Genomic DNA, 19975 nt, shown 5'->3' with positions numbered 1-19975 from the left:
AATATTGGGGCAAGAATACAACTCCCAATTCAATGATGAAGATAAAGGTAGGCATAATCAAAGAGGGAAAAGTTCCCATCGACAAAAGAGTCCCTATAACTCCCGATCAGGCACTTGAAATACAGGCGAAGTTCCCAAATGTAGAAGTGCTGGTGCAAAGAAGTGATGTGCGTTGCTTCCCGGATGCTGCGTATGAGGAGAAGGGCCTCAAAATGGTCGATTCTATGGATATGTGCGACATCATATTTGGGGTCAAAGAAGTCCCTATGGCGCAACTCATTCCTGGTAAAACCTACTTCTTCTTTTCCCACACTATCAAAAAGCAGGAATACAACAAACCACTGCTAAAGGCACTGTTGGAAAAGAAAATCAAAATGGTGGACTACGAAACCCTAACAGACGAAAATGGCCAGCGGGTTATCGCTTTTGGCCGATGGGCGGGGATAGTGGGTGCCTACAATGCTATTTGGACTTACGGAAAAAGATACAACCTATACCATTTAAGGCGGGCGCATGAGTGCTTTGATCTGGAAGACTTAAAAACCGAGTTTGCTAAGGTAAAACTGCCCCCTATAAAAATGGTGGTAACGGGTGGTGGCCGGGTAGCCAAAGGTGCCATGGAGGTGCTGGTGGGCATGAATGTCAGAAAAGTGACACCTGCCGCCCTGCTAACACAATCCTTCGATTTTCCCGTATTTGCTCAGCTAAATTCGAGAGACTACAATGCACACAATGAAGGCAAAGAATTCAACCGTGGCGAATTCTACTCCCATGCAGAAAACTTTCATTCCGATTTTCTGAAATATGCCAAAGTAGCTGAAATACTTATTGCTGCTGCTTTTTGGGAACCAAAGGCGCCAACACTTTTCACAAGGGAAGATGCCACCAAAAATGATTTTTGCCTGCGTGTGATAGCCGACATTACCTGCGATATTGAAGGATCGATCCCTTCAACAAAAAGGCCGTCGACAATAGATGAACCAGTGTACGACTACGACCCTACGCAAGATGAAATAATGCCTGAGTTTAGCGAAGAGGGCAATATTTCGATGATGGCTGTCGATAATTTGCCCTGCGAGCTCCCCAGAGATGCCTCTATGGACTTCGGGAACATGCTGGTGAAGAACGTATTGCCCCACCTGTTCAGCAACGATGAGTTTAGAATCATCCAGGATGCCACTATCACCGAAGACGGAAAGCTGACCAGCCGCTACCAGTACCTGAAAGAGTGGGTTGAAGGTAGGTAGTCGGTCAGGCTTAGATTTAGAAGGGCACAAAAAAAGAGCGGTTGTAGGCCGCTCTTTCAATTTATAAGTCTCTATTTTTTATCCGTTCATCGAGATCAGGAACTCGGCGTTGTTCTGAGTCCCCTTCATTTTGTCAAGAAGGAATTCCATCGCCTCCTGAGAAGTCATGTCAGACATGTATTTTCTCAGTATCCAAACCTTTGATAGCTCGTCTTTTTCCATGAGCAGGTCTTCACGACGAGTTCCGGATGCAGGTACGTCAATAGCAGGGTACACTCGCTTGTTGGATAGCTTGCGATCCAATTGCAGTTCCATGTTACCAGTACCTTTAAATTCTTCGAAGATAACCTCGTCCATTTTAGAGCCTGTCTCAATCAATGCAGTTGCAATAATGGTCAACGAACCACCATGCTCTACATTTCTGGCAGCACCAAAGAATCTCTTAGGCTTATGCAGTGCATTAGCGTCCACACCACCGGAAAGTATTTTGCCTGATGAAGGAACCACTGTGTTATAAGCCCTGGCCAAACGAGTAATCGAGTCAAGAAGAATAACAACGTCGTGTCCGCATTCCACCATTCTCTTAGCCTTCTCAAGAACAATGCTCGCCACCTTCACGTGACGGTCGGCCTGCTCATCAAAAGTTGATGAAATAACCTCAGCATGCACACTGCGAGCCATGTCGGTTACTTCTTCAGGACGTTCGTCAATAAGGAGTATTATCAGGTAAATTTCAGGATGGTTCTCAGTAATGGCGTTGGCAATTTGCTTAAGGAGCACTGTCTTACCAGTCTTTGGCTGTGCCACAATCATTCCACGCTGTCCTTTTCCAATTGGAGCAAACAAGTCGAGAATTCTGGCTGAGTAGTGATCAGGTCTCTTAGGCGAGCTTAGTCTTATCTTCTCTTCCGGGAACAGCGGTGTCAGGTATTCAAAGGAAACCCTGTCACGTATTTCTTCAGTTGTTTTACCGTTAACGGTTTCTACTCTTAGTAAGGCGAAATACTTTTCTCCTTCTTTTGGGGGCCTGATTTGCCCCTTCACAGAATCGCCAGTTTTTAAGCCAAATAGCTTAATCTGAGACGGCGACACATATATATCATCAGGGCTAGCCAGGTAGTTGTAGTCTGGAGAGCGAAGGAAGCCATAGCCGTCCTGCATGATTTCCAGCACACCTTCGTTAACTATAATACCGTCGAACTCTTTGATATTAGTGTTATAATTTCTTTTGGGCTTAAATGGAGCACGCTGCTCTTTTTGATCGCCTTTGTCTTCTCTGCCAGGTTGGTCACCTCTGTCTTCACGATTTCTCGTGTCTTCTCTAAGTTCGCCTCTCGAGTCGTTAGATATTTCTTTTTCTACCTTCTTGCCTTCTTCTACCACCTCTTTCGCTGATGTGTCATCGTCGTCAGTTTCAAGATTGAAAGACTGAAGAAGTTCATCAGCACTGCTTACCTCTCTCTTCTTTGGACGATCATCCGATTTGCCTTCAGCAGGCTTGGCTGCGTCCTTTGCTACCACATTCTCCCTGCGAATCTTCGGTTTGTTGTTAGGCCTTCTATCGTCCTCCCTTGGCGGGCGGGCAGGCTTCGGTTTGTCCTCCGGGGCCGGAGCTGCGGCTACCGGGGTAGCGGCCTTATCTGACTTCTTTATTTTGGAAACTTCCTCTTCTGGCATGACCGCCTGGTGATCGAGGATTTTGTAGACTAATTCTTGTTTTGCAGCTTTTTTGTAGTTGGGAACTCCAAGTTTTTCTGCGATGTCTTTTAATTCTGAAAGAAGACGGACATTAAGGTCGTCAATGCTATACATAAACTATGAATTGAGATAGTAATATTCTAAATGAAGTGGTTACAAAAAAAGGTCGAGATACGATTCCGTTAAAACAAAATTGATAATGAGAAACGGCCTGAGGTTTGTCGGAAAATGACGCCGCAATTATATGCTAAGCATTCATTAATAACAAGTAATTGCTGAAAAAAGACCGCTGGAGACACAAGAGAATTTAAGCGGGAACCAGCCTGAATATTTCTTTGTAAATCTCTTACTTTTGCAAACTTAACTAATTAGGCATAATGTTACAAGTTTCTGAAATACGTGCTAATAAAGAAAAGGTTCTGACAGGCCTCAAGAAAAGGGGACTGAAAGAGGTAAACGAAAAGATTGACGAGGTGCTGGCTCTGGACGACAAGCGGAAATCTCTGAAAACCGAGATGGACGTAGCTTTGGCAGAAGCCAACCAACTGGCCAAGCAAATCGGGCAGTTGATGCAAAGCGGCCAAAAAGAAGCAGCTGAGAAGATCAAATCGCAGACATCGGAGCTTAAAGAAACTTCCAAGAAATTAGGCAGTGACCTGGAGTCAACTGAAGAGCTGCTTACAAATAAACTCTATGAGCTTCCCAACGTGCCGCACGAAAGCGTGCCCGAAGGGCGAACAGCCGAGGACAATGAAGTGGTTTTTCAGGTAGGCACGCTACCCAAGCTGCCGGAAAGCGCCAAGCCACATTGGGATCTCATTAAGGAGTATGACATCATCGACTTTGACCTTGGTATAAAAATAACCGGGGCCGGCTTCCCTGTTTACAAGAAACAAGGGGCCAGAATTGTGCGTGCTATGATCAATTACTTCATTGATCAGGCATTGGACGCAGGCTATCTGGAAATGAGGCCCCCCATCGTGGTCAACAAAGAATCAGGCTACGGAACGGGCCAGCTACCCGACAAAGAGGGACAGATGTACCACGCCACCGCCGATGACTTGTACCTTATCCCAACAGCGGAGGTGCCCATTACCAACCTCTACCGGGACGTAATTCTGGCTGATGAAGAGCTGCCTGTAAAGAATGTGGCCTACACGCCCTGCTTCAGGAGAGAGGCTGGCAGCTGGGGTGCGCATGTACGTGGTCTAAACAGACTCCACCAGTTTGATAAGGTGGAAATAGTACAGGTAACCACGCCTGAGGAGTCGTACAAAGCACTCGACGGAATGAAGAACCATGTTGAGCGGTTGATTAAAAACCTGGAGCTTCCCTATCGCATCCTAAAACTGTGCGGAGGTGATATGGGCTTCACCTCTGCGCTTACCTTCGACTTCGAAGTATACTCTGCGGCACAGAAAAAATGGTTGGAGGTAAGCTCTGTATCTAACTTTGAGACTTACCAGGCTAACAGGCTCAAGCTGAGACGCAAGGTGGACAAAAAGACCGAACTGCTTCACACGCTGAACGGAAGTGCCCTGGCCCTGCCAAGAATACTGGCAGCCATGCTGGAAAACAACCAGACCCCCGACGGGATCAAGATTCCGAAGGTGCTGGTTCCGTATACAGGATTCAATATGATCAAGAAATAATTTAACGCATAAGCCTGAAACCAACCTTTCAGGCTTTTTTTATCCCTTTAACCCATTCAACCATGAGAAAATCATCCATTCTTGTCGTATTAGCCGGCCTTGTCAGCTATTGCTCACAGCCCCCGAAAGAAGAGGCTGTCATTTACCCTACTACCGAAAAGGTAGCACATGTTGATGAGTACTTCGGCACAAAAGTAGAAGATCCCTACCGATGGCTGGAAAACGACACGTCGGCTGCCACCGCTCAATGGGTGGAAGCTGAAAACAAAGTGACCTTTGGCTACCTGAACAATATCGACTTTAGGGAAGCCGTGAAAGAGAGGCTTACAAAGCTTTGGGACTATGAGAAAGTGTACGCTCCGTTCAAGCGTGGCGGCTACTACTATTTCTATAAAAATGATGGGCTTCAAAATCAGAACGTCCTTTACCGGGTGAAAAATCTTGGAGACGAACCCGAAGAGTTTTTGAATCCCAATACATTCTCTGCTGATGGCACGGTGTCGCTTGCAGGCCTGAGCTTTTCTAAAGACGGTTCACTTGCCGGTATGTTGCTGTCAGATGGCGGCTCTGACTGGAGAAAGGGTGTGCTTTTTAATACCGCCACGAAAGAGCTTGTTGGAGACACTTTGAGAGACTTGAAGTTCACAGGCTTTTCATGGAAAGGCAACGAAGGTGTCTATTATAGCAGCTACGACAAACCTAAAGATGGGAGCGTGCTTTCAGGTAAGACACAGCACCATAAACTGTACTTCCACAAGCTCGGCGAGCCTCAGGCAAGCGACAAGCTGATTCTGGGTGGGGCCGAATTTCCAAGACGCTACGTGGGAGCTAACCTGACGGAAGACGAGCGCTTCCTGGTTATCTCTGCTTCTGTTAGCACAACCGGCAATGAACTCTACATTCAGGATTTAACGGTTCCTAATAGCCCGATTAAGCCAATTGTAAACAATGTGGACAAAGACCACTATGTGATTGACAACGACGGAGAGACCTTATTTATCTTCACTAACCTGGACGCCCCCAACAACAGGATTGTGAAGACCTCGTTTGCTGACCCGACGCCAGCCACCTGGGTAAATGTAATTCCCGAAACCAAAAATGTGCTCAGCGCCAGCACTGCCGGGAAGAAGATTTTTGCTGAATACCTGGTAGATGCCAAGTCCGAAATCAAACAATATAACCGGAAAGGCGAACTGGAAAGAGACGTAAAGCTGCCTGGCATCGGAAGCATTTACGGCTTTGGAGGCGAAGAAAGTGACACCGACATCTATTACACGTTTACCTCATTCACTTATCCAAGTTCGATCTTCTCTTATAACATTGCCTCAGGAAAATCCACCCTGTATCAGCAACCGAAGGTCGACTTCAACCCTGAAGATTACACCACCGAGCAGGTTTTCTATAGCAGCAAGGACGGCACGAAAATCCCCATGTTTATCACTTATAAGAAGGGGCTTGAAAAAAACGGCAAGAACCCCACCTACCTCTACAGCTATGGCGGGTTCAATATCAGTATGACGCCAGGTTTCAGTGTTTCGAGGATTGTGTGGTTGGAAAATGGTGGCATCTATGCGCAGCCCAGCATCCGTGGCGGTGGTGAGTACGGCGAAGAATGGCACCTGGCTGGCACAAAAATGAAAAAACAAAATGTGTTTGACGATTTCATCGGTGCAGCCGAGTACCTGATCAAAGAAGGTTATACCAGCAGCGACTACCTGGCTATTGCAGGTGGCTCCAACGGAGGCCTTCTGGTGGGCGCCACTATGACGCAACGCCCGGAACTATTTAAGGTGGCGCTCCCTGCAGTAGGCGTTATGGACATGCTTCGCTATCACACTTTCACGGCAGGTGCCGGCTGGGCTTACGATTATGGAACCTCAGAAGAATCAGAAGAGATGTTCAAGTATATTCTGGGCTATTCTCCTGTTCATAATGTGAAAGAAGGTGTAAAGTATCCTGCGACCCTGGTTACCACAGCTGATCACGACGACAGGGTGGTGCCTGCTCACTCATTTAAGTTTGCCGCTCAGCTGCAAGCTAAGCAGGCTGGCGACAATCCGGTGTTGATAAGAATTGAAACCAGAGCAGGTCATGGGGCCGGAAAGCCAACTTCCAAAATTATAGAAGAGGCCGCTGATCTCTACTCTTTTACCTGGTACAACATGGGTGTTGTGCCTGAAGTGGCCAAAAAAGCGATGTAAATAGCCGCTGGCTTGATGTATTAACTGAAAGGGGCATTTTGGTCCCTTTTTTATTTCATTCAGGCTGGGATGTCTATACATTTGAGGTAATACCTACCTTTTTATCAGGCATGGAAATAAAAATACGTGAAGGTCAAATTGAAGACCTGGCCCAAGCACTGGAGCTGGTGAAGGAGCTGGCAGAATACGAAAAGGCATTAGACCAGGTCGATAACAGCGTTGAACAAATGGCAGCCGATGGTTTTGGCGAGCATCCGGTCTTCGGCTTTTTTGTGGCGGAGAAAGGCGCAACCATTATCGGCATTGCCTTGTACTATTACCGCTACTCAACCTGGAAAGGCAAGAGGATTTATCTCGAAGACATCGTTGTGACCCAGTCGGAAAGGGGAAGTGGAATTGGTAAGCAGCTATTTGATGCCACCATCCGAAAAGGAAAGGAAACCAATTGCACAGGCATGATGTGGCAGGTGCTCGACTGGAACGAACCTGCCATCAATTTCTACAAAAAATACGGCGCAAGGTTTGACAACGGCTGGCTCAACTGTCACCTCGATTTTTAGCAATCACTTATTCTACCAGCTCTCCCGCTATCACCGGAGGCTTCATGGTGGGCGCAAAGCTCCATTTGAAATCAAGTATGACGTCTTCCCCTTCAAAAGTACAGGTGATTGTCTCTGTATGAGGGCTTTCAATATATCGCAACGTTAACTCCAGCACATTCTCTTCTTTCCAGGAATAAGCCGCAGCAACTTTGAATGGAGGCAGACCATTCAAAGCATTTTTTGCCCTGGCCACAAGGTAGGGCCCGGGTCTTTTAGTTTGCGAATACTTCCACTCTCCCCAGCCAATAGGAATCTTATAGGTGTCATTTTTAAACTTCAAAGCCACATCACTTCCAGCCGATCCAAACTGGAAACTTATGCTCTCCATATTTCTTCCATTCGAGTCAAGCTCGAATACTTTGCCTGACAGCGCCCCTTCCATGGTAGACGCTAAATCTGCCGACGGCATCAGGAGCGCCAGAGAAGCAACTTTTCTTTCCAGAGATGCCACTGCAGCAGCGTCAACCGGTAGCTCGTCGTCAGACATGGCCGGAAGCAACTGATCCCAAACCATGTTTAAGATTCCCTGCATATCAGATGTTTCCGACGTAATGGCAATGACTGCGTCCTGATCAGGCATCACGATAATGTATTGACCAAAAGCACCATCGCCCCGAAAGGCATTGTTACGGCACCGCCAAAACTGGTAGCAATAACCCTGCAGCCAGTCACTTTTTGCTTTGGTTTCTGCCGGCAGCTCCGGCGACTGCTGTATTTTGAAAGAAGTTGCTTCCGTTATCCACTCCTCTGAAAGGACTTGCTCCCCGTTCCACTTACCTTTTTGGAGCAAAAGTTGTCCAAATTTAGCCATGTCCTCCGTCTTCAACCTTAGCCCCCAGCCACCTGTGTTGTTGCCCGCCGGATCAGTCTCCCAATCGATCCCCTGAATATGCAAAGGATCGAACAGCCTTGATTTCAAATAGTCGATGACTTTTTGCCCTGTTACTTTGGTTACAATAGCCGACAGCATATAAGTAGCCATCGAATTGTAGAGAAATTTAGTTCCAGGCTTGTTGATGATGGGCGTGTAAAGGAATGACTTTACCCAGAGGCTGTCGCCAGGTATGGTGGCCGACGGGTCTGGATCCTGCCCCACCGACATGGTGAGCAGGTCTTTGACCGTGAGGGCGGCCATGAAGTCGCTCACGCTATCAGTAACATATTCTGGGAAAAACGAAATAACCGAGTCGTTGACAGTCAGCAATTTTTCCGTAACAGCAAACCCAATGGCTGTTGAAGTAAAGCTTTTGCTTGTAGAGTACATGGTGTGCGGCAGCTCTGGGCCATAGGGGCTCCACCAGCTCTCGGCGATCACTTTTCCGTGCCGCAGAAACATGAAACTGTGGAATTCGTGCTTGCTGGTGTCAGCTGATTCAAGAAAGGCCTGAATACTGGAGGAGGGTACGCCCTCTGCTTCCGGAACGCCCCTTGGAAGGTCAATAATTTTTTCCTCTACAGGCTTTTCGCAGGCGGCAAGAAAAAGAAAAAACAGGTATGCCCCATAAAGGGCCTTCATATTGAACTGCTTGATCATAACGAAAGTAGTATAGAGTGAATTTAGCTAATAAAACTACTACTACTTCCTTTGATTAGCAATGGGATGGTGCAAGGGCAGAACAGCAATTACTACACCTCCTCCATCAGCGTTCGAAAAGCTACGTGTTTGTTTTTGTACCTTTCCATATGAGCTTGTACCAGGGCTGGTGCGTATGTTTCAAGATATTCGTTTACCTGTTTCACAGAGGCAGCAAAAAATTGCACACTGTATGTGGCACTTCCGTCCCCTTCGTCGTGCAATAGCTTGAATATTTTGCTCTCAACAAACATTCCCGTAGCCATTACTTTTGGCACATGGATGGACTTTATCCAATGCAGCCATTCGTCTTCAACTACTGATTCTATATTAACCGTGACGTTGTATAATACCATAAATTCAGCCCTTCAGCAGGGGTAGACTGTTAAACAAGTTGGCAAATTCTGTACTATTTTCAAACCAAACAAGCAGCGGCAAGTTTACCTTTCTAACTTTGAGTAATGAGCAGTAAAAACAAGGCGGCACTGGTAATTGTGGTACTTCATGTGGTTGGCACTATTGGCATGCTGTTGCCAGCGTGGGCACCTTTGATGAGGCAACTGACGCCTCTCAACCTTTTGATAGTGGCAGCGCTTGTGGTCATTTTTCAGCAAAACAAAACCCCTCCCTTCTACGCCTATGCATTGCTGTGTTTTTTAATGGCCTTTTTTAGTGAGGTAGTTGGCGTACAAACCGGCTGGCCATTCGGAAGTTACGAATACGGAGCCACATTGGGGCCCAAGCTCTTCGGCGTGCCTTTGCTTATCGGCACCAACTGGCTGATACTGGTAGTATGTACAGCTTCTCTTACACGCTCTATCAACAACAAGTGGCTGGCATCACTGGCTGGTGCATTGCTGATGGTGGGATTGGATATATTGCTGGAGCCGGTTGCTATCATGTCGGACTACTGGAGCTGGCAGGGGTCTGGCATTCCTATTCAAAACTATGTGAGCTGGGGAGCACTTGCCTTTGTGCTCCATAGCATACTTCACCATTTTGGTTTTGAAAACAAAAATGAGCTAGCCCAATACGTTATTTTGTCTCAGGCATCTTTCTTTGCGCTGGTCGGCTACCTGGGCTAACAAAGTTTTTCAAACATTTTAGTTGAGCATTAAGTTTGTCTCATCATAAACCGATTATAAGATCACGTTTAAATTAGAGTGCGATAACGTTTAAGTAAGTGAGCAACTATTCAATCAAAGACCTCGAGCATTTATCTGGCATCAAAGCCCATACCATCCGGATTTGGGAGCAACGGTACAATTTTATCAAGCCCAGCCGCTCCGAAACCAATATAAGGAGCTACGACGATCTCGATTTGAAGCTTATCCTCAATGTTTCGCTGTTGAAAGACAACGGATTCAAGATTTCTCACATCGCTGACATGAGCTCTCAGGAAATTGCTGAGGAAGTTCTGGCCCTTACCGACAAACACCTGCGTTTTCCTGAGCAAATCCATGCACTCACGTTAGCGATGATTGATATGGACGAAGACAGGTTCGAAAAAATCATGTCGTCTAACATTCTAAAGCTAGGATTCGAAAAGACGATGCTTAATATCGTCTATCCATTTCTCTCTAAAATCGGCATCCTTTGGCAAACCGGAAGTATCAATCCCGCACAGGAGCATTTCATTTCGAACCTGATCCGTCAAAAGCTGATAGTTGCCATTGACGGACAATATTCGTCGGACCCTTCAAATGCAACCAAATACCTCCTTTATCTTCCGGAAGGTGAGCTTCATGAGTTGAGCCTTCTTTTTGCCGACTATGTGATCAGATCCAGGCACAATAAAAGCATTTACCTTGGGCAGTCGCTACCTCTTCAGGATCTGGTGTCTGTTTATAACCTGCACAAGCCCGAATTTATTCTTTCCATTCTCACATCGGTTCCTGGCATCGACCAGGTGCAAGGCTATGTCAATAAGCTTTCGGGACTTTTCCCCGAGTCAACCATTCTTCTGTCCGGGTATCAGGTAATAGGACAGGATATCCAAACCCCCGACAATGTGATCATTTTTACTCGCTCCGAGCAGATCACGAGTTTTGTTGAAGAACATAGCGCCGAAGCGTAGTATTCTCAAAGCCCTCAGTCTTCTTTTTTTTCAAAAAAACAGGATACACATGTATCGACAGGTAAAAAACCGCATGCTGTGCTTCGGTTTTCGTATGGGATCACTCTGTCTTGCCTAATAATTTTGTTTAACTATTTTAAAAATAAATTAAACAAAACATTGTTGTTTGTTTAATAGTTTGTAGTTTTGATTAAACAAAATAACTGAACGATATGACGGCTTTAGAATTCAATTACACTCTCAAAGAAATGTCAGGATCATTGAAACCATTCGCACTGAAACTAACCAGGGACATGGAAGATGCGAATGACCTCATTCAGGAAACAATGTTGAAGGCATTCAAAAACCGTGAAAAATTTGCCCCCGGCACCAATATCAAGGCATGGTTATACACAATTATGAAGAACACCTTTATTACCAACTACCAAAGAATGGTGAGAAGGAACACCTTCATAGACACAACTGATAATCTGCACTACATCAACTCATCAGGGAGCAGTGTGCAAAACGATGCCTATTCCAGCTTTACAATGGAGGACATTGAACAAGCGCTGAACAACGTAGATGATGTATACAAGAGCCCGTTCATGATGTATTTCCGGGGATTCAAGTACCACGAGATTGCAGACAAGCTTCAAATACCGATTGGCACTGTTAAAAACCGTATCCACATTGCCCGCAAGGAATTAAAGGCTAAATTGACTCCTTACGCTCACAGCTTCTAATTTATGCCAGCACTGGATATTTGCGTTATCGGCTCAGGTTTTGCAGGGCTATCAGCAGCCACTTGTCTGGCTGATCAGGGCCACAATGTCATTTTACTAGAAAAAAATAAAACGATTGGAGGCAGGGCAAGGAAGCTTGAAGCCGATGGCTTCATGTTCGACATGGGCCCCTCCTGGTATTGGATGCCTGATGTTTTTGATCGGTATTTTGCGCTTTTCGGCAAGAAGCCCTCCGACTACTACCATTTAAAAAGGCTCGACCCGTCTTACACCGTGGTGTTTGATAAGGATGACCACATGAAGGTGCCTGCCAAAATGAGTGAACTGGAGGCTCTTTTTGAATCACTTGAAAAGGGCGCCGGGAAAAAATTGCAGGCCTTTCTTTCCCAGGCAGAATACAAGTATGAAGTTGGCATCAATGACCTTGTGTACAAACCGAGCCGCTCATTGCTCGAGTTCATCGACCCCCGGCTCTTAAAGGGACTGGTAAAGATGGATGTGTTTCAAAGTATGCACAGTCACGTCCGAAAATTCTTTACCAACGACAAACTCATCCGGCTGATGGAATTCCCGGTGCTCTTTCTTGGCGCCATACCAGAAAACACACCGGCGTTGTACAGCCTGATGAACTATGCCGACATGTCGCTGGGCACCTGGTACCCGGAGGGAGGCATGTATAAAGTGATTGAGGCAATGGTTAGCCTGGCAGAGGAGAAAGGTGTGAAGATCCTGACTGACCATGAAGTGGAGAAAATAGTGGCAAAGAATGGGAAAGCTGAAAGTGTGCTTACCGCCAAAGGTGCCTTCAAAGCTGATGTGGTGGTGGCCGGTGCCGACTACCACCATGTAGACCAGCACCTGCTCGACTATGAGCACAGAAATTATAGCCCAAAATATTGGGAGAAAAGAACCATGGCTCCTTCCAGCCTATTGTTCTACATCGGGCTGAACAAGAAACTGAAAAACATTACCCATCACATGCTGTTCTTCGACGAGGATTTTGGCCCTCATGCGAAAGAAATTTATGAAACGCCGGATTGGCCAAGTAATCCCTTATTCTATTTATCTGCCACTTCGGTAACAGACGATACTGTGGCCCCCAAAGGCTGCGAAAACCTTATTCTGCTCATCCCGGTAGCACCAGGCCTGAAAGATGATGAAGCAACGAGGGAAAAATACTACAATATCATCATGGACAGGCTGGAGATTTTAATCGGGCAGGAAGTGAAAAACCATGTGGTATTTAAACAAAGCTATGCACACAACGATTTCATAAAGGACTACCACGCTTTCAGAGGAAATGCCTACGGCCTCGCCAATACTTTGAAACAAACGGCGATTCTGAAGCCTTCGTTGAAAAATCGGTATTTGAAAAACTTATATTATACCGGGCAATTAACAGTACCCGGCCCGGGTGTGCCCCCGACGCTTATTTCCGGCCAGGTAGTAGCCAATGAAATAAAAAAAGACTTTGTCAGATAATAGTAACACTATGAACCACATAGATCTTTTTGACAGCACTGCATTAAAAGTGAGCCAGCTGGTGACAGAGCGCTACAGCACGTCTTTCACCCTTGGTATTAAAACACTGCACAAAAAATTCAGAGATCCTGTGTTCGCCATTTACGGCTTTGTGAGATATGCTGATGAAATAGTGGATACCTTTCATGACCACGACAAAAAGGCCCTGCTGGAAAGATTTAGAAAAGACACCTACGATGCTATTGATGAAAAACTAAGCTTCAACCCTATCCTGCACTCGTTCCAGGCAGTTGTCAATCAATACAAGATCGAAAATGAACTGATCGACGCCTTTCTGCACAGTATGGAAATGGACATTCTCCAGAATGAGTACAACGAAAGTGGTTATCAGGAGTATATCTACGGCTCGGCAGAGGTAGTTGGGCTCATGTGCCTGCGAGTGTTTTGCGAAGGGGATGACAAGCAATTCCAATCGCTAAAAATGCCTGCCCGAAGGCTGGGCGCCGCCTTTCAAAAGGTGAATTTTCTAAGAGACATCAAGAGCGATTTTAAAGAAAGAGGACGCACCTATTTTCCCGGTGTAGACTTCAATAATTTCTCACAAATAAGCAAGGCTCAGATTGAATCAGACATTCAGCAGGACTTCGACGCTGCCTATGAAGGCATCAAAAGGTTGCCCAAGGGAGCCCGGCTTGGCGTGTACCTGGCTTACGTGTACTACCTGACGCTTTTCAGCAAGATTAAAAGGCTGCCGGTTGCCAGAATCATGACTGAGAGGATAAGAATACCAGACTCGAAGAAGATCATTTTGCTGTTCCAAACCTACCTAAAGCATAGTTTAAACAGCTTCTGATGTCTCTCTATCTTTGGCTACATATTGCCACGATCTCATTTCCCCTCGTCAGGTCATTCGAACCAAGAATTGCCTATGCCTCCAGATGGAAGGCATTATTTCCCGGCATTATTCTAACTGCCGGTTTCTTTATTGTTTGGGATGTCATCTTCACAAAAGATGGCGTCTGGGGCTTCAACGCCGATTACCTCACCGGGCTGTTTTTATTTCATCTTCCCATTGAAGAGTGGCTCTTCTTTTTCACCGTCCCATTCGCTTCAGTATTTATTTATGACTGTGTAATTTATTTTGACACAGGAAATAGGCTAAACGTAAAGCTAAACTGGCTGGCGACTCTGCTGGGTGTCCTCTTGATAATTCTGGCCGCTCTTAACATACACAGAGACTACACCTTCTACAGTTTTCTGTTCGGTGGGCTGCTGCTGCTTGCTCAGGGGCTTTTATTAAAGTCTGCCTACCTGGGGCATTTCTTTGTGGCATACCTCATCCATCTTATCCCCTTTCTGCTGGTCAATGGCATCCTCACTGGGGGAGTGACTGAGGCACCTATTGTTTGGTACAACAATGCGGAAAATGTCGGAATACGAATTTGGACGATACCTGTTGAAGACATGGTGTATGCGCTGCTGCTGTTGCTCATGAACATTACCTATTACGAATTCTTTAAATCGAGATTTGGTCTCAAACATAATTGAGGTTAGGTGGTTAAGTAAAGTATGTTGAACCTACGTGTAAATATCGATCCTCATTCTGGCTTCTGCTTTGGAGTGGTGTATGCCATAGAAATGGCGGAAGACATTCTGGAGGAGGAAGGACGTCTGTTTTGCCTTGGCGATATTGTACACAACGACGAGGAAGTGAAACGGCTTGAAAAGAAAGGGCTGAAGATCATCAATCACGACGAGTTAGGTGATATCAGGGACGCCAAAGTGTTGATCAGGGCGCATGGCGAGCCGCCATCGACCTATTCTTTGGCTGTTGACAACAACCTGGAGCTGATAGATGCGTCGTGCCCTGTGGTACTCAAGCTTCAAAACAGGATCAAGAATTCTTTCGACAAAAAGGAAACGATTTACATCTATGGCAAGCCTGGTCACGCCGAAGTAGTCGGACTGCTTGGCCAGACCAACAACGAGGCAGTAGTTTTTCAGGATATCGCTGAACTGGACATCCCTTCGCTGCCAAGGGAATTGACGCTGTATAGCCAGACTACCAAAAGCACGGATAAGTTCTACGAAATTACTCGCATGCTCACGGAGGCAGGCATCAGAGTGAACCCGAATGATACGATATGCCGACAGGTGTCGAACAGAGACAAGGAATTAAGAGACTTTGCCCGGCATTTTGACAAGATTGTGTTTGTGTCAGGCACAAAGTCGTCGAACGGCAAAGTGCTTTATCAGGTATGCAAAAACACCAATCCTGACACTCATTTTATCAGCAACGCTGCGGAGCTGGAGAAACAATGGTTTAAACCTGGTGACACGGTTGGCATTTGCGGTGCCACGTCCACACCCATGTGGCTAATGGAGTCAGTAAGAGACGAGTTGCTGACCTATTGATTATCTTTGTAGTGAAATTCTTGAAATGATCTGGTTGTTCTACACCTTTCTAGTCATTGGCACTTTCTTCTTTATGGAAGCAGTAGCATGGTTTACTCACAAATACATCATGCATGGCATTTTGTGGACATGGCACAGGTCGCACCACAAGCTGCACAACCACACACTGGAGCGCAACGACCTGTTTGCCCTGGTGTTCAGCATTCCCTCCATCGCTTGTATAGTCCTGGGATCTGAATTTCCCGAAATTCGGTGGCTAATGTTTGTTGGCTTTGGCATTCTGGCCTACGGGCTTTTTTACTTCATTTTTCACGACATCATTGTACATCGGCGGATCAAGATCAAGTACAAAGCCAAAAGCAAATACATGAAGCGGATCATGCATGCCCACCACGTACACCACGAAGTGCACACGAAAGAAGGAGCAAGAGCTTTTGGGTTTTTGTATGCGCCGAAGAAATATGACAAGGAAATAAAGTAACATTAAAGCACTTATTTTTCCTTTTTGACTGTATTTTGCCTGTCAAATGAGGCATATTATTCCATTTCTACTTTTTGGTTTTTTGTTGACTCAGTGCAAGTCCAGAAGCTATTATAGATTCTCACCTCCACCTGCCAGCACCTACGAGCAACTCCGTGCCTCTGCATTAAACAATGTAGACTACCAAAATGCAGCCATCGATTCTCTCATCCCGAATGCCACTACACCCGAGAACCTTGAGAGTGGGCAAGATGGTGACAGTCTGTATTCACTTCATGAAAGTCCAGGAAGCCAGAAAAAGGTTTCCACCTCTTCTAAAAAATCTTTCTTGATTAGCTCTTCACACAAAGAACAACCAAAAAATGATGCATGGGCCAACCCCAATCAGGACGACCTGAAGCCCAATGCGCTTGCACACGTGACCTTTTTTTCTGCCATTGGGCTCATACTTTTCTACGTGTTTTTATTATTACCATTTTCATCGCCCATAGGTGTCATATTGGGCCTCTCCATGGCGATTATATCCTTAGCAACCGGCATAATTTCGCTCCCTCAGATCAAAAAATATCATGAAATGGGCAAGCATTTAGCCATTTTCGGAATATCTGCAGGGGGGCTGGCGTTTATTCTAGCTATTTTAGCACTCATACAGATTAGTAAGGCTCCTCCGATTTGGCCGTAGAAATTTATTGCCCTCTACAGCGAGGGAACAAAACTTTGAAATAGCCACGCTCTATATAGTGCTGAAAATGTGCTTCCATTTACTATTTTGCTTGCGAAATAAACACGCACAATGAGGTTGACAGTAGTTAGTTTGCTTTTCTTAGTAATTTTGACGCAATGCAAAGCACCTAAACCGTATCAATTTCACTTGCATTTTTCAAAAAAGTCCGAAAAATTTCATTCAAATGAATTTATCCCGGGCGCTGAGGAGGAAGACCCCTTTTTTGACACGCTGACGTATTTCGAAAAAGACCAGGAAAAAGAATCGCTATACTCGCCGGAGTTCAAAGCTAAAAACCTGAGTCTGGGCCTTGCGGGAAGCGCCTCTGATTCATCCATTGTACCGATCGACCCAGAAATCCTCAAAAGGGACACCTCTCAACTGTCTCCCAGAAATAGCACCATTCAAAAAACCAGCAGTTTGGCACAAATAAGTTTCTTCTCTGCACTGGCCACTATTGCACTGTTCCTTTTACCTATTTCGTACCCCGCTCTTGCTTCTTTTTTGTTCTTAGCCGCTGCCGCCTCAGCCCTAACCATCGGACTGATTGCCATTCAGCGCATTAGAAAGGAGAACCAAAGTGGCTATGGCATGGCTCTGTTTGGAATGAGCATCGGCACCCTTGTGCTGTCGATAGTCGCCCTGTTTGCTTTCTATGGTTATGTCTTGAATCAGTAGCCCGTTGGGTAGTCATTTGCTGATCTGGAACACAGTGCCATTTACTCATCCCTCAAAGCCAGCACCGGATTTTCCTTCGCCGCTCTTAACACAATGAGGCCAACGCTGCTCAGGGCAAACAACAAAACGAGTCCACCAGCACCCACGAATATTGCCGGATCCAAAGCTATATGGTAAGCAAAGCCCTGGAGGAATTCGTCCATCAGGTAATACGCTGCGGGAATGGCAATCACGAAAGCTATCGCCACCAGTAGTAAATAACCCTTCGTTAACGACACCGCCAACTCGCTCAGCGATGCACCCATTACTTTTCTGATACTGATTTCCTTTCGTTTTCGCCGGGTCATGAACGAGGCCACACTAAACAGGCCAAGCGATGCAATGATCAATGCCAGTATTGAGAAAAGTGCGGCAGAAAAGCCAATTCGTTCCTGCTCGGCATACATGTCGGCAAATTCCTGGTCAACAAAAAAGTAGTCGAGACCCTCGTAAGACTGCAACTCCTGCCAGTCGGCCTCCACCCTCGCAAGCACCTCCTGGGTTTTACCTGGCTCAAACCGAATGACTACAAAGTTGAAAAAGTCCTGGATGGGGTAGTGCATAAGCGGTTCGATATCATTTTTTAGCGATTGATAATGAAAATCCTCTGTTACACCCACCACCTTTACAAGGGTACATCCGGCTTCCCCTCCATCACAAAGGTACTTCCCTTCTATCGACTCCCAGCCCAAGGCCTCCATTGCTTTCCTGTTAATAACCGCTGCGTTGGAGTCGCTGGCCAGGGTTCTGTCGAAGCTCCGGCCTTCCACAAATTTCACTCCGAGTGTCTCAAAATAGTTGCTGGCTACGTAGGCCTGCTTCATGTGTAGCCCGTTTTGAGCATCATCTTTATCAGTCAACCGATTGTAATTATCCCAGTATCTTCCTGGCACATTGTGTCCAAAGCTGACAGAGCCAACACCGGGCACCGACCTATACTCATCCTGCCAAAGCTTGATTCGTTTGAGCGCTTTCTCCGAATCACTAAAGTTTTCGGAATTAACTGAGATAGCCAGCAACTGGTCGTCAGCAAAATTGAGGTCTTGCTCTTTCATAAATTGAATTTGCTTCCAAACCACCAGTGTTCCTGCCATCATAAAAATTGAAGCGGCGAACTGGAAGACCAGCAAAGACTTTCGCACGACATCGCCCGATTTCCCCACGGAACCCGCTCCATTCAGGCCTTCCTTCGGCTTAATGGAAGTGGCATAAAAAGAAGGGAACAGCCCACTGAGGAGCCCCAGGCAAAAGACAAGCATCAGGGAGACTCCAATGAGATTGAAATAGTCAAGCGTGGTAAGTTGCAGTTCTATTGAAAACCTTTCTTCAAGGCCAGGGAGTGCCAGGTAAACGACCAGCCAGGCTAATGCTGCCGCTAAAAAATTCACCATGAGCGACTCAATGATAAACTGCGATATGAGCTGCTGTCTCTTTGAGCCAAGCACCTTTCTTATCGTTACTTCTCTGATCCTGACAAGCGCCTGTGCCGTGGCCATATTGATAAAATTGACCGAGGCTATAGAAACTATTATCACTGCCACTATAGCGAGCAGATTAACAATCGACGCATTGTCTGTATCCACAGTTCGGTAGGCAGCCAGCGGCAACAGGGCAATGGCAATATCCTGTTGTTTGTTCGCAAAATTATCTGCCACAATTTTTGCTAGTTTATCATCAATCCTTTCCGGCGTCACACCCTTTTCCAGCATGGCAAAAGCCGGCATGAAGGTGTTGTACCAGTTGGCCATATCTGGATCCATCAGCCATTCAGGCCTGTTGTCCCATCCTGTGAGCACATCAAACTGCATGCTGCTGTTTGATGGCAAATCTTCCAAAACCGCCCCGACTAACCAGGTTTTTTTTGACTGGCTTTCCTGAACTTGCTTGCCTACGGCGGGCTCAAAACCAAACAATTTTTTTGCGACCGTCTCAGTAATTGCCAACTGATCCTTTGTCGACAGCGTCTGTTGCAAATCTCCTTCTTTGACTTTAAAGTCAAACATCAACGCAAAATCAGGATCGACAAGTTTGATGACTTCATGAACTCTTCCATTGTTGGTTTCGAGCCACGGACTGTTCCAGCCGCCGTACCGTGTAGACAGTACTACTTCAGGCAAATCTTCCTTTAATTTAGAAGCCAAGGGCACTTTGCTTTGAAAGTAGGGCTTGCCACCCGCTTCGCTCTCGCCCACTACATACAACTGTGCACTGTTCGCATGGAAGTTGTCGAACGAGCGCTCGAACCTCACAACCAGAAACAACAACACCGAAGCAGCGATACCCAGCGAAAGGCCCAAAAGGTTGATCAGGGTATAAGCACGGTACTTCTTCAGATTTCTGAAACTTACTTTTAGATGATCCTGAAACATAAAAAATGGATT

At 46.1% G+C, this 19975-nt stretch carries 18 protein-coding genes; 14 read left to right on the top strand and 4 right to left on the bottom strand.

What is annotated here, in order from left to right:
- Positions 1-32: 32 nt before the first annotated feature.
- A complete protein-coding gene (locus tag ACMVP2_RS13550) occupies positions 33-1247 on the top strand; it encodes an NAD(P)-dependent oxidoreductase (protein WP_339784754.1) in 1215 nt (404 codons plus the stop codon).
- 78 nt (positions 1248-1325) lie between these two features.
- Here ACMVP2_RS13550 and rho read toward each other — a convergent pair whose 3' ends face one another.
- Positions 1326-3059 (bottom strand): transcription termination factor Rho, encoded by a 1734-nt coding sequence (gene rho / locus ACMVP2_RS13545; RefSeq protein WP_317489424.1) that lies wholly within the window; start codon positions 3057-3059, stop codon positions 1326-1328.
- A gap of 263 nt (positions 3060-3322) precedes the next feature.
- On the opposite strand from rho, the gene serS reads away from it, so the two are divergent.
- The 3 genes from serS (at position 3323) to ACMVP2_RS13530 (ending at position 7358) form a co-directional block, all read left to right on the top strand.
- Entirely contained in the window at positions 3323-4597 is a 1275-nt protein-coding gene (gene serS / locus ACMVP2_RS13540) for a serine--tRNA ligase (protein ID WP_416868056.1), read from the top strand.
- A 62-nt stretch (positions 4598-4659) separates the two neighbouring features.
- Positions 4660-6798 (top strand): prolyl oligopeptidase family serine peptidase, encoded by a 2139-nt coding sequence (locus tag ACMVP2_RS13535; protein ID WP_339784750.1) that lies wholly within the window; start codon positions 4660-4662, stop codon positions 6796-6798.
- Positions 6799-6908: 110 nt separating this feature from the next.
- Complete coding sequence (locus ACMVP2_RS13530; protein WP_416868055.1) at positions 6909-7358, top strand: GNAT family N-acetyltransferase; 450 nt, start codon at positions 6909-6911, stop codon at positions 7356-7358.
- Positions 7359-7365: 7 nt separating this feature from the next.
- On the opposite strand, the gene ACMVP2_RS13525 is transcribed toward ACMVP2_RS13530, so the two are convergent.
- Together ACMVP2_RS13525 and ACMVP2_RS13520 are read right to left on the bottom strand one after the other, a co-directional pair.
- On the bottom strand, positions 7366-8934 hold the full coding sequence (locus ACMVP2_RS13525) for a serine hydrolase domain-containing protein (protein WP_416868054.1): 1569 nt from the start codon (positions 8932-8934) through the stop codon (positions 7366-7368).
- A 92-nt stretch (positions 8935-9026) separates the two neighbouring features.
- The gene (locus tag ACMVP2_RS13520) at positions 9027-9329 is read right to left on the bottom strand and encodes a DUF4286 family protein (protein ID WP_151996240.1); all 303 of its coding nucleotides are present in this window, start codon (positions 9327-9329) and stop codon (positions 9027-9029) included.
- A gap of 105 nt (positions 9330-9434) precedes the next feature.
- On the opposite strand from ACMVP2_RS13520, the gene ACMVP2_RS13515 reads away from it, so the two are divergent.
- From ACMVP2_RS13515 to ACMVP2_RS13470, 10 genes are all read left to right on the top strand, one after another.
- Positions 9435-10058: a carotenoid biosynthesis protein gene (locus ACMVP2_RS13515; protein ID WP_339784742.1), complete on the top strand. Its 624-nt coding sequence runs from the start codon at positions 9435-9437 to the stop codon at positions 10056-10058.
- A 98-nt stretch (positions 10059-10156) separates the two neighbouring features.
- Positions 10157-11050, top strand: coding sequence for a MerR family transcriptional regulator (locus ACMVP2_RS13510; RefSeq protein ID WP_339784740.1), 894 nt, complete (start codon positions 10157-10159; stop codon positions 11048-11050).
- A gap of 212 nt (positions 11051-11262) precedes the next feature.
- Complete coding sequence (locus tag ACMVP2_RS13505; RefSeq protein WP_151996237.1) at positions 11263-11775, top strand: RNA polymerase sigma factor; 513 nt, start codon at positions 11263-11265, stop codon at positions 11773-11775.
- A gap of 3 nt (positions 11776-11778) precedes the next feature.
- Positions 11779-13257, top strand: coding sequence for a phytoene desaturase family protein (locus ACMVP2_RS13500; RefSeq protein ID WP_416868053.1), 1479 nt, complete (start codon positions 11779-11781; stop codon positions 13255-13257).
- A gap of 10 nt (positions 13258-13267) precedes the next feature.
- A complete protein-coding gene (locus tag ACMVP2_RS13495; protein ID WP_416868052.1) occupies positions 13268-14110 on the top strand; it encodes a phytoene/squalene synthase family protein in 843 nt (280 codons plus the stop codon).
- On the top strand, positions 14110-14805 hold the full coding sequence (locus ACMVP2_RS13490; protein WP_339784733.1) for a lycopene cyclase domain-containing protein: 696 nt from the start codon (positions 14110-14112) through the stop codon (positions 14803-14805). Before ACMVP2_RS13495 ends, ACMVP2_RS13490 begins: the two co-directional genes overlap by 1 nt.
- 21 nt (positions 14806-14826) lie before the next feature.
- Positions 14827-15672, top strand: a complete 846-nt coding sequence (locus tag ACMVP2_RS13485) for a 4-hydroxy-3-methylbut-2-enyl diphosphate reductase (RefSeq protein WP_339784731.1) — start codon at positions 14827-14829, stop codon at positions 15670-15672.
- A gap of 25 nt (positions 15673-15697) precedes the next feature.
- A complete protein-coding gene (locus ACMVP2_RS13480) occupies positions 15698-16153 on the top strand; it encodes a beta-carotene hydroxylase (protein WP_416868051.1) in 456 nt (151 codons plus the stop codon).
- An 82-nt stretch (positions 16154-16235) separates the two neighbouring features.
- Complete coding sequence (locus ACMVP2_RS13475; protein ID WP_416868050.1) at positions 16236-16835, top strand: DUF4190 domain-containing protein; 600 nt, start codon at positions 16236-16238, stop codon at positions 16833-16835.
- 189 nt (positions 16836-17024) lie between these two features.
- Positions 17025-17555 (top strand): DUF4190 domain-containing protein, encoded by a 531-nt coding sequence (locus ACMVP2_RS13470; RefSeq protein ID WP_416868049.1) that lies wholly within the window; start codon positions 17025-17027, stop codon positions 17553-17555.
- A gap of 41 nt (positions 17556-17596) precedes the next feature.
- On the opposite strand, the gene ACMVP2_RS13465 is transcribed toward ACMVP2_RS13470, so the two are convergent.
- Positions 17597-19963 (bottom strand): ABC transporter permease, encoded by a 2367-nt coding sequence (locus ACMVP2_RS13465; protein ID WP_416868201.1) that lies wholly within the window; start codon positions 19961-19963, stop codon positions 17597-17599.
- Positions 19964-19975: the final 12 nt, after the last annotated feature.

It is taken from the genome of Imperialibacter sp. (assembly GCF_048007035.1).
Lineage (GTDB): Bacteria > Bacteroidota > Bacteroidia > Cytophagales > Cyclobacteriaceae > Imperialibacter.
Note: the sequence above shows the minus strand (reverse complement) of the source record. Positions and strands in the feature narration are given on the sequence as shown.

What these genes read in the sequence shown, in the direction of transcription:
- ACMVP2_RS13500 (WP_416868053.1), top strand. Translation starts at nt 11,779, where the DNA reads ATGCCAGCACTGGATATTTGCGTTATCGGCTCAGGTTTTGCAGGGCTA.
- ACMVP2_RS13480 (WP_416868051.1), top strand. Translation starts at nt 15,698, where the DNA reads ATGATCTGGTTGTTCTACACCTTTCTAGTCATTGGCACTTTCTTCTTT.
- ACMVP2_RS13485 (WP_339784731.1), top strand. Translation starts at nt 14,827, where the DNA reads ATGTTGAACCTACGTGTAAATATCGATCCTCATTCTGGCTTCTGCTTT.
- ACMVP2_RS13525 (WP_416868054.1), bottom strand. Translation starts at nt 8,934, where the DNA reads ATGATCAAGCAGTTCAATATGAAGGCCCTTTATGGGGCATACCTGTTT.
- rho (WP_317489424.1), bottom strand. Translation starts at nt 3,059, where the DNA reads ATGTATAGCATTGACGACCTTAATGTCCGTCTTCTTTCAGAATTAAAA.
- ACMVP2_RS13530 (WP_416868055.1), top strand. Translation starts at nt 6,909, where the DNA reads ATGGAAATAAAAATACGTGAAGGTCAAATTGAAGACCTGGCCCAAGCA.
- ACMVP2_RS13535 (WP_339784750.1), top strand. Translation starts at nt 4,660, where the DNA reads ATGAGAAAATCATCCATTCTTGTCGTATTAGCCGGCCTTGTCAGCTAT.
- ACMVP2_RS13515 (WP_339784742.1), top strand. Translation starts at nt 9,435, where the DNA reads ATGAGCAGTAAAAACAAGGCGGCACTGGTAATTGTGGTACTTCATGTG.
- ACMVP2_RS13505 (WP_151996237.1), top strand. Translation starts at nt 11,263, where the DNA reads ATGACGGCTTTAGAATTCAATTACACTCTCAAAGAAATGTCAGGATCA.
- ACMVP2_RS13490 (WP_339784733.1), top strand. Translation starts at nt 14,110, where the DNA reads ATGTCTCTCTATCTTTGGCTACATATTGCCACGATCTCATTTCCCCTC.
- ACMVP2_RS13520 (WP_151996240.1), bottom strand. Translation starts at nt 9,329, where the DNA reads ATGGTATTATACAACGTCACGGTTAATATAGAATCAGTAGTTGAAGAC.
- ACMVP2_RS13550 (WP_339784754.1), top strand. Translation starts at nt 33, where the DNA reads ATGATGAAGATAAAGGTAGGCATAATCAAAGAGGGAAAAGTTCCCATC.
- ACMVP2_RS13495 (WP_416868052.1), top strand. Translation starts at nt 13,268, where the DNA reads ATGAACCACATAGATCTTTTTGACAGCACTGCATTAAAAGTGAGCCAG.
- serS (WP_416868056.1), top strand. Translation starts at nt 3,323, where the DNA reads ATGTTACAAGTTTCTGAAATACGTGCTAATAAAGAAAAGGTTCTGACA.
- ACMVP2_RS13465 (WP_416868201.1), bottom strand. Translation starts at nt 19,963, where the DNA reads ATGTTTCAGGATCATCTAAAAGTAAGTTTCAGAAATCTGAAGAAGTAC.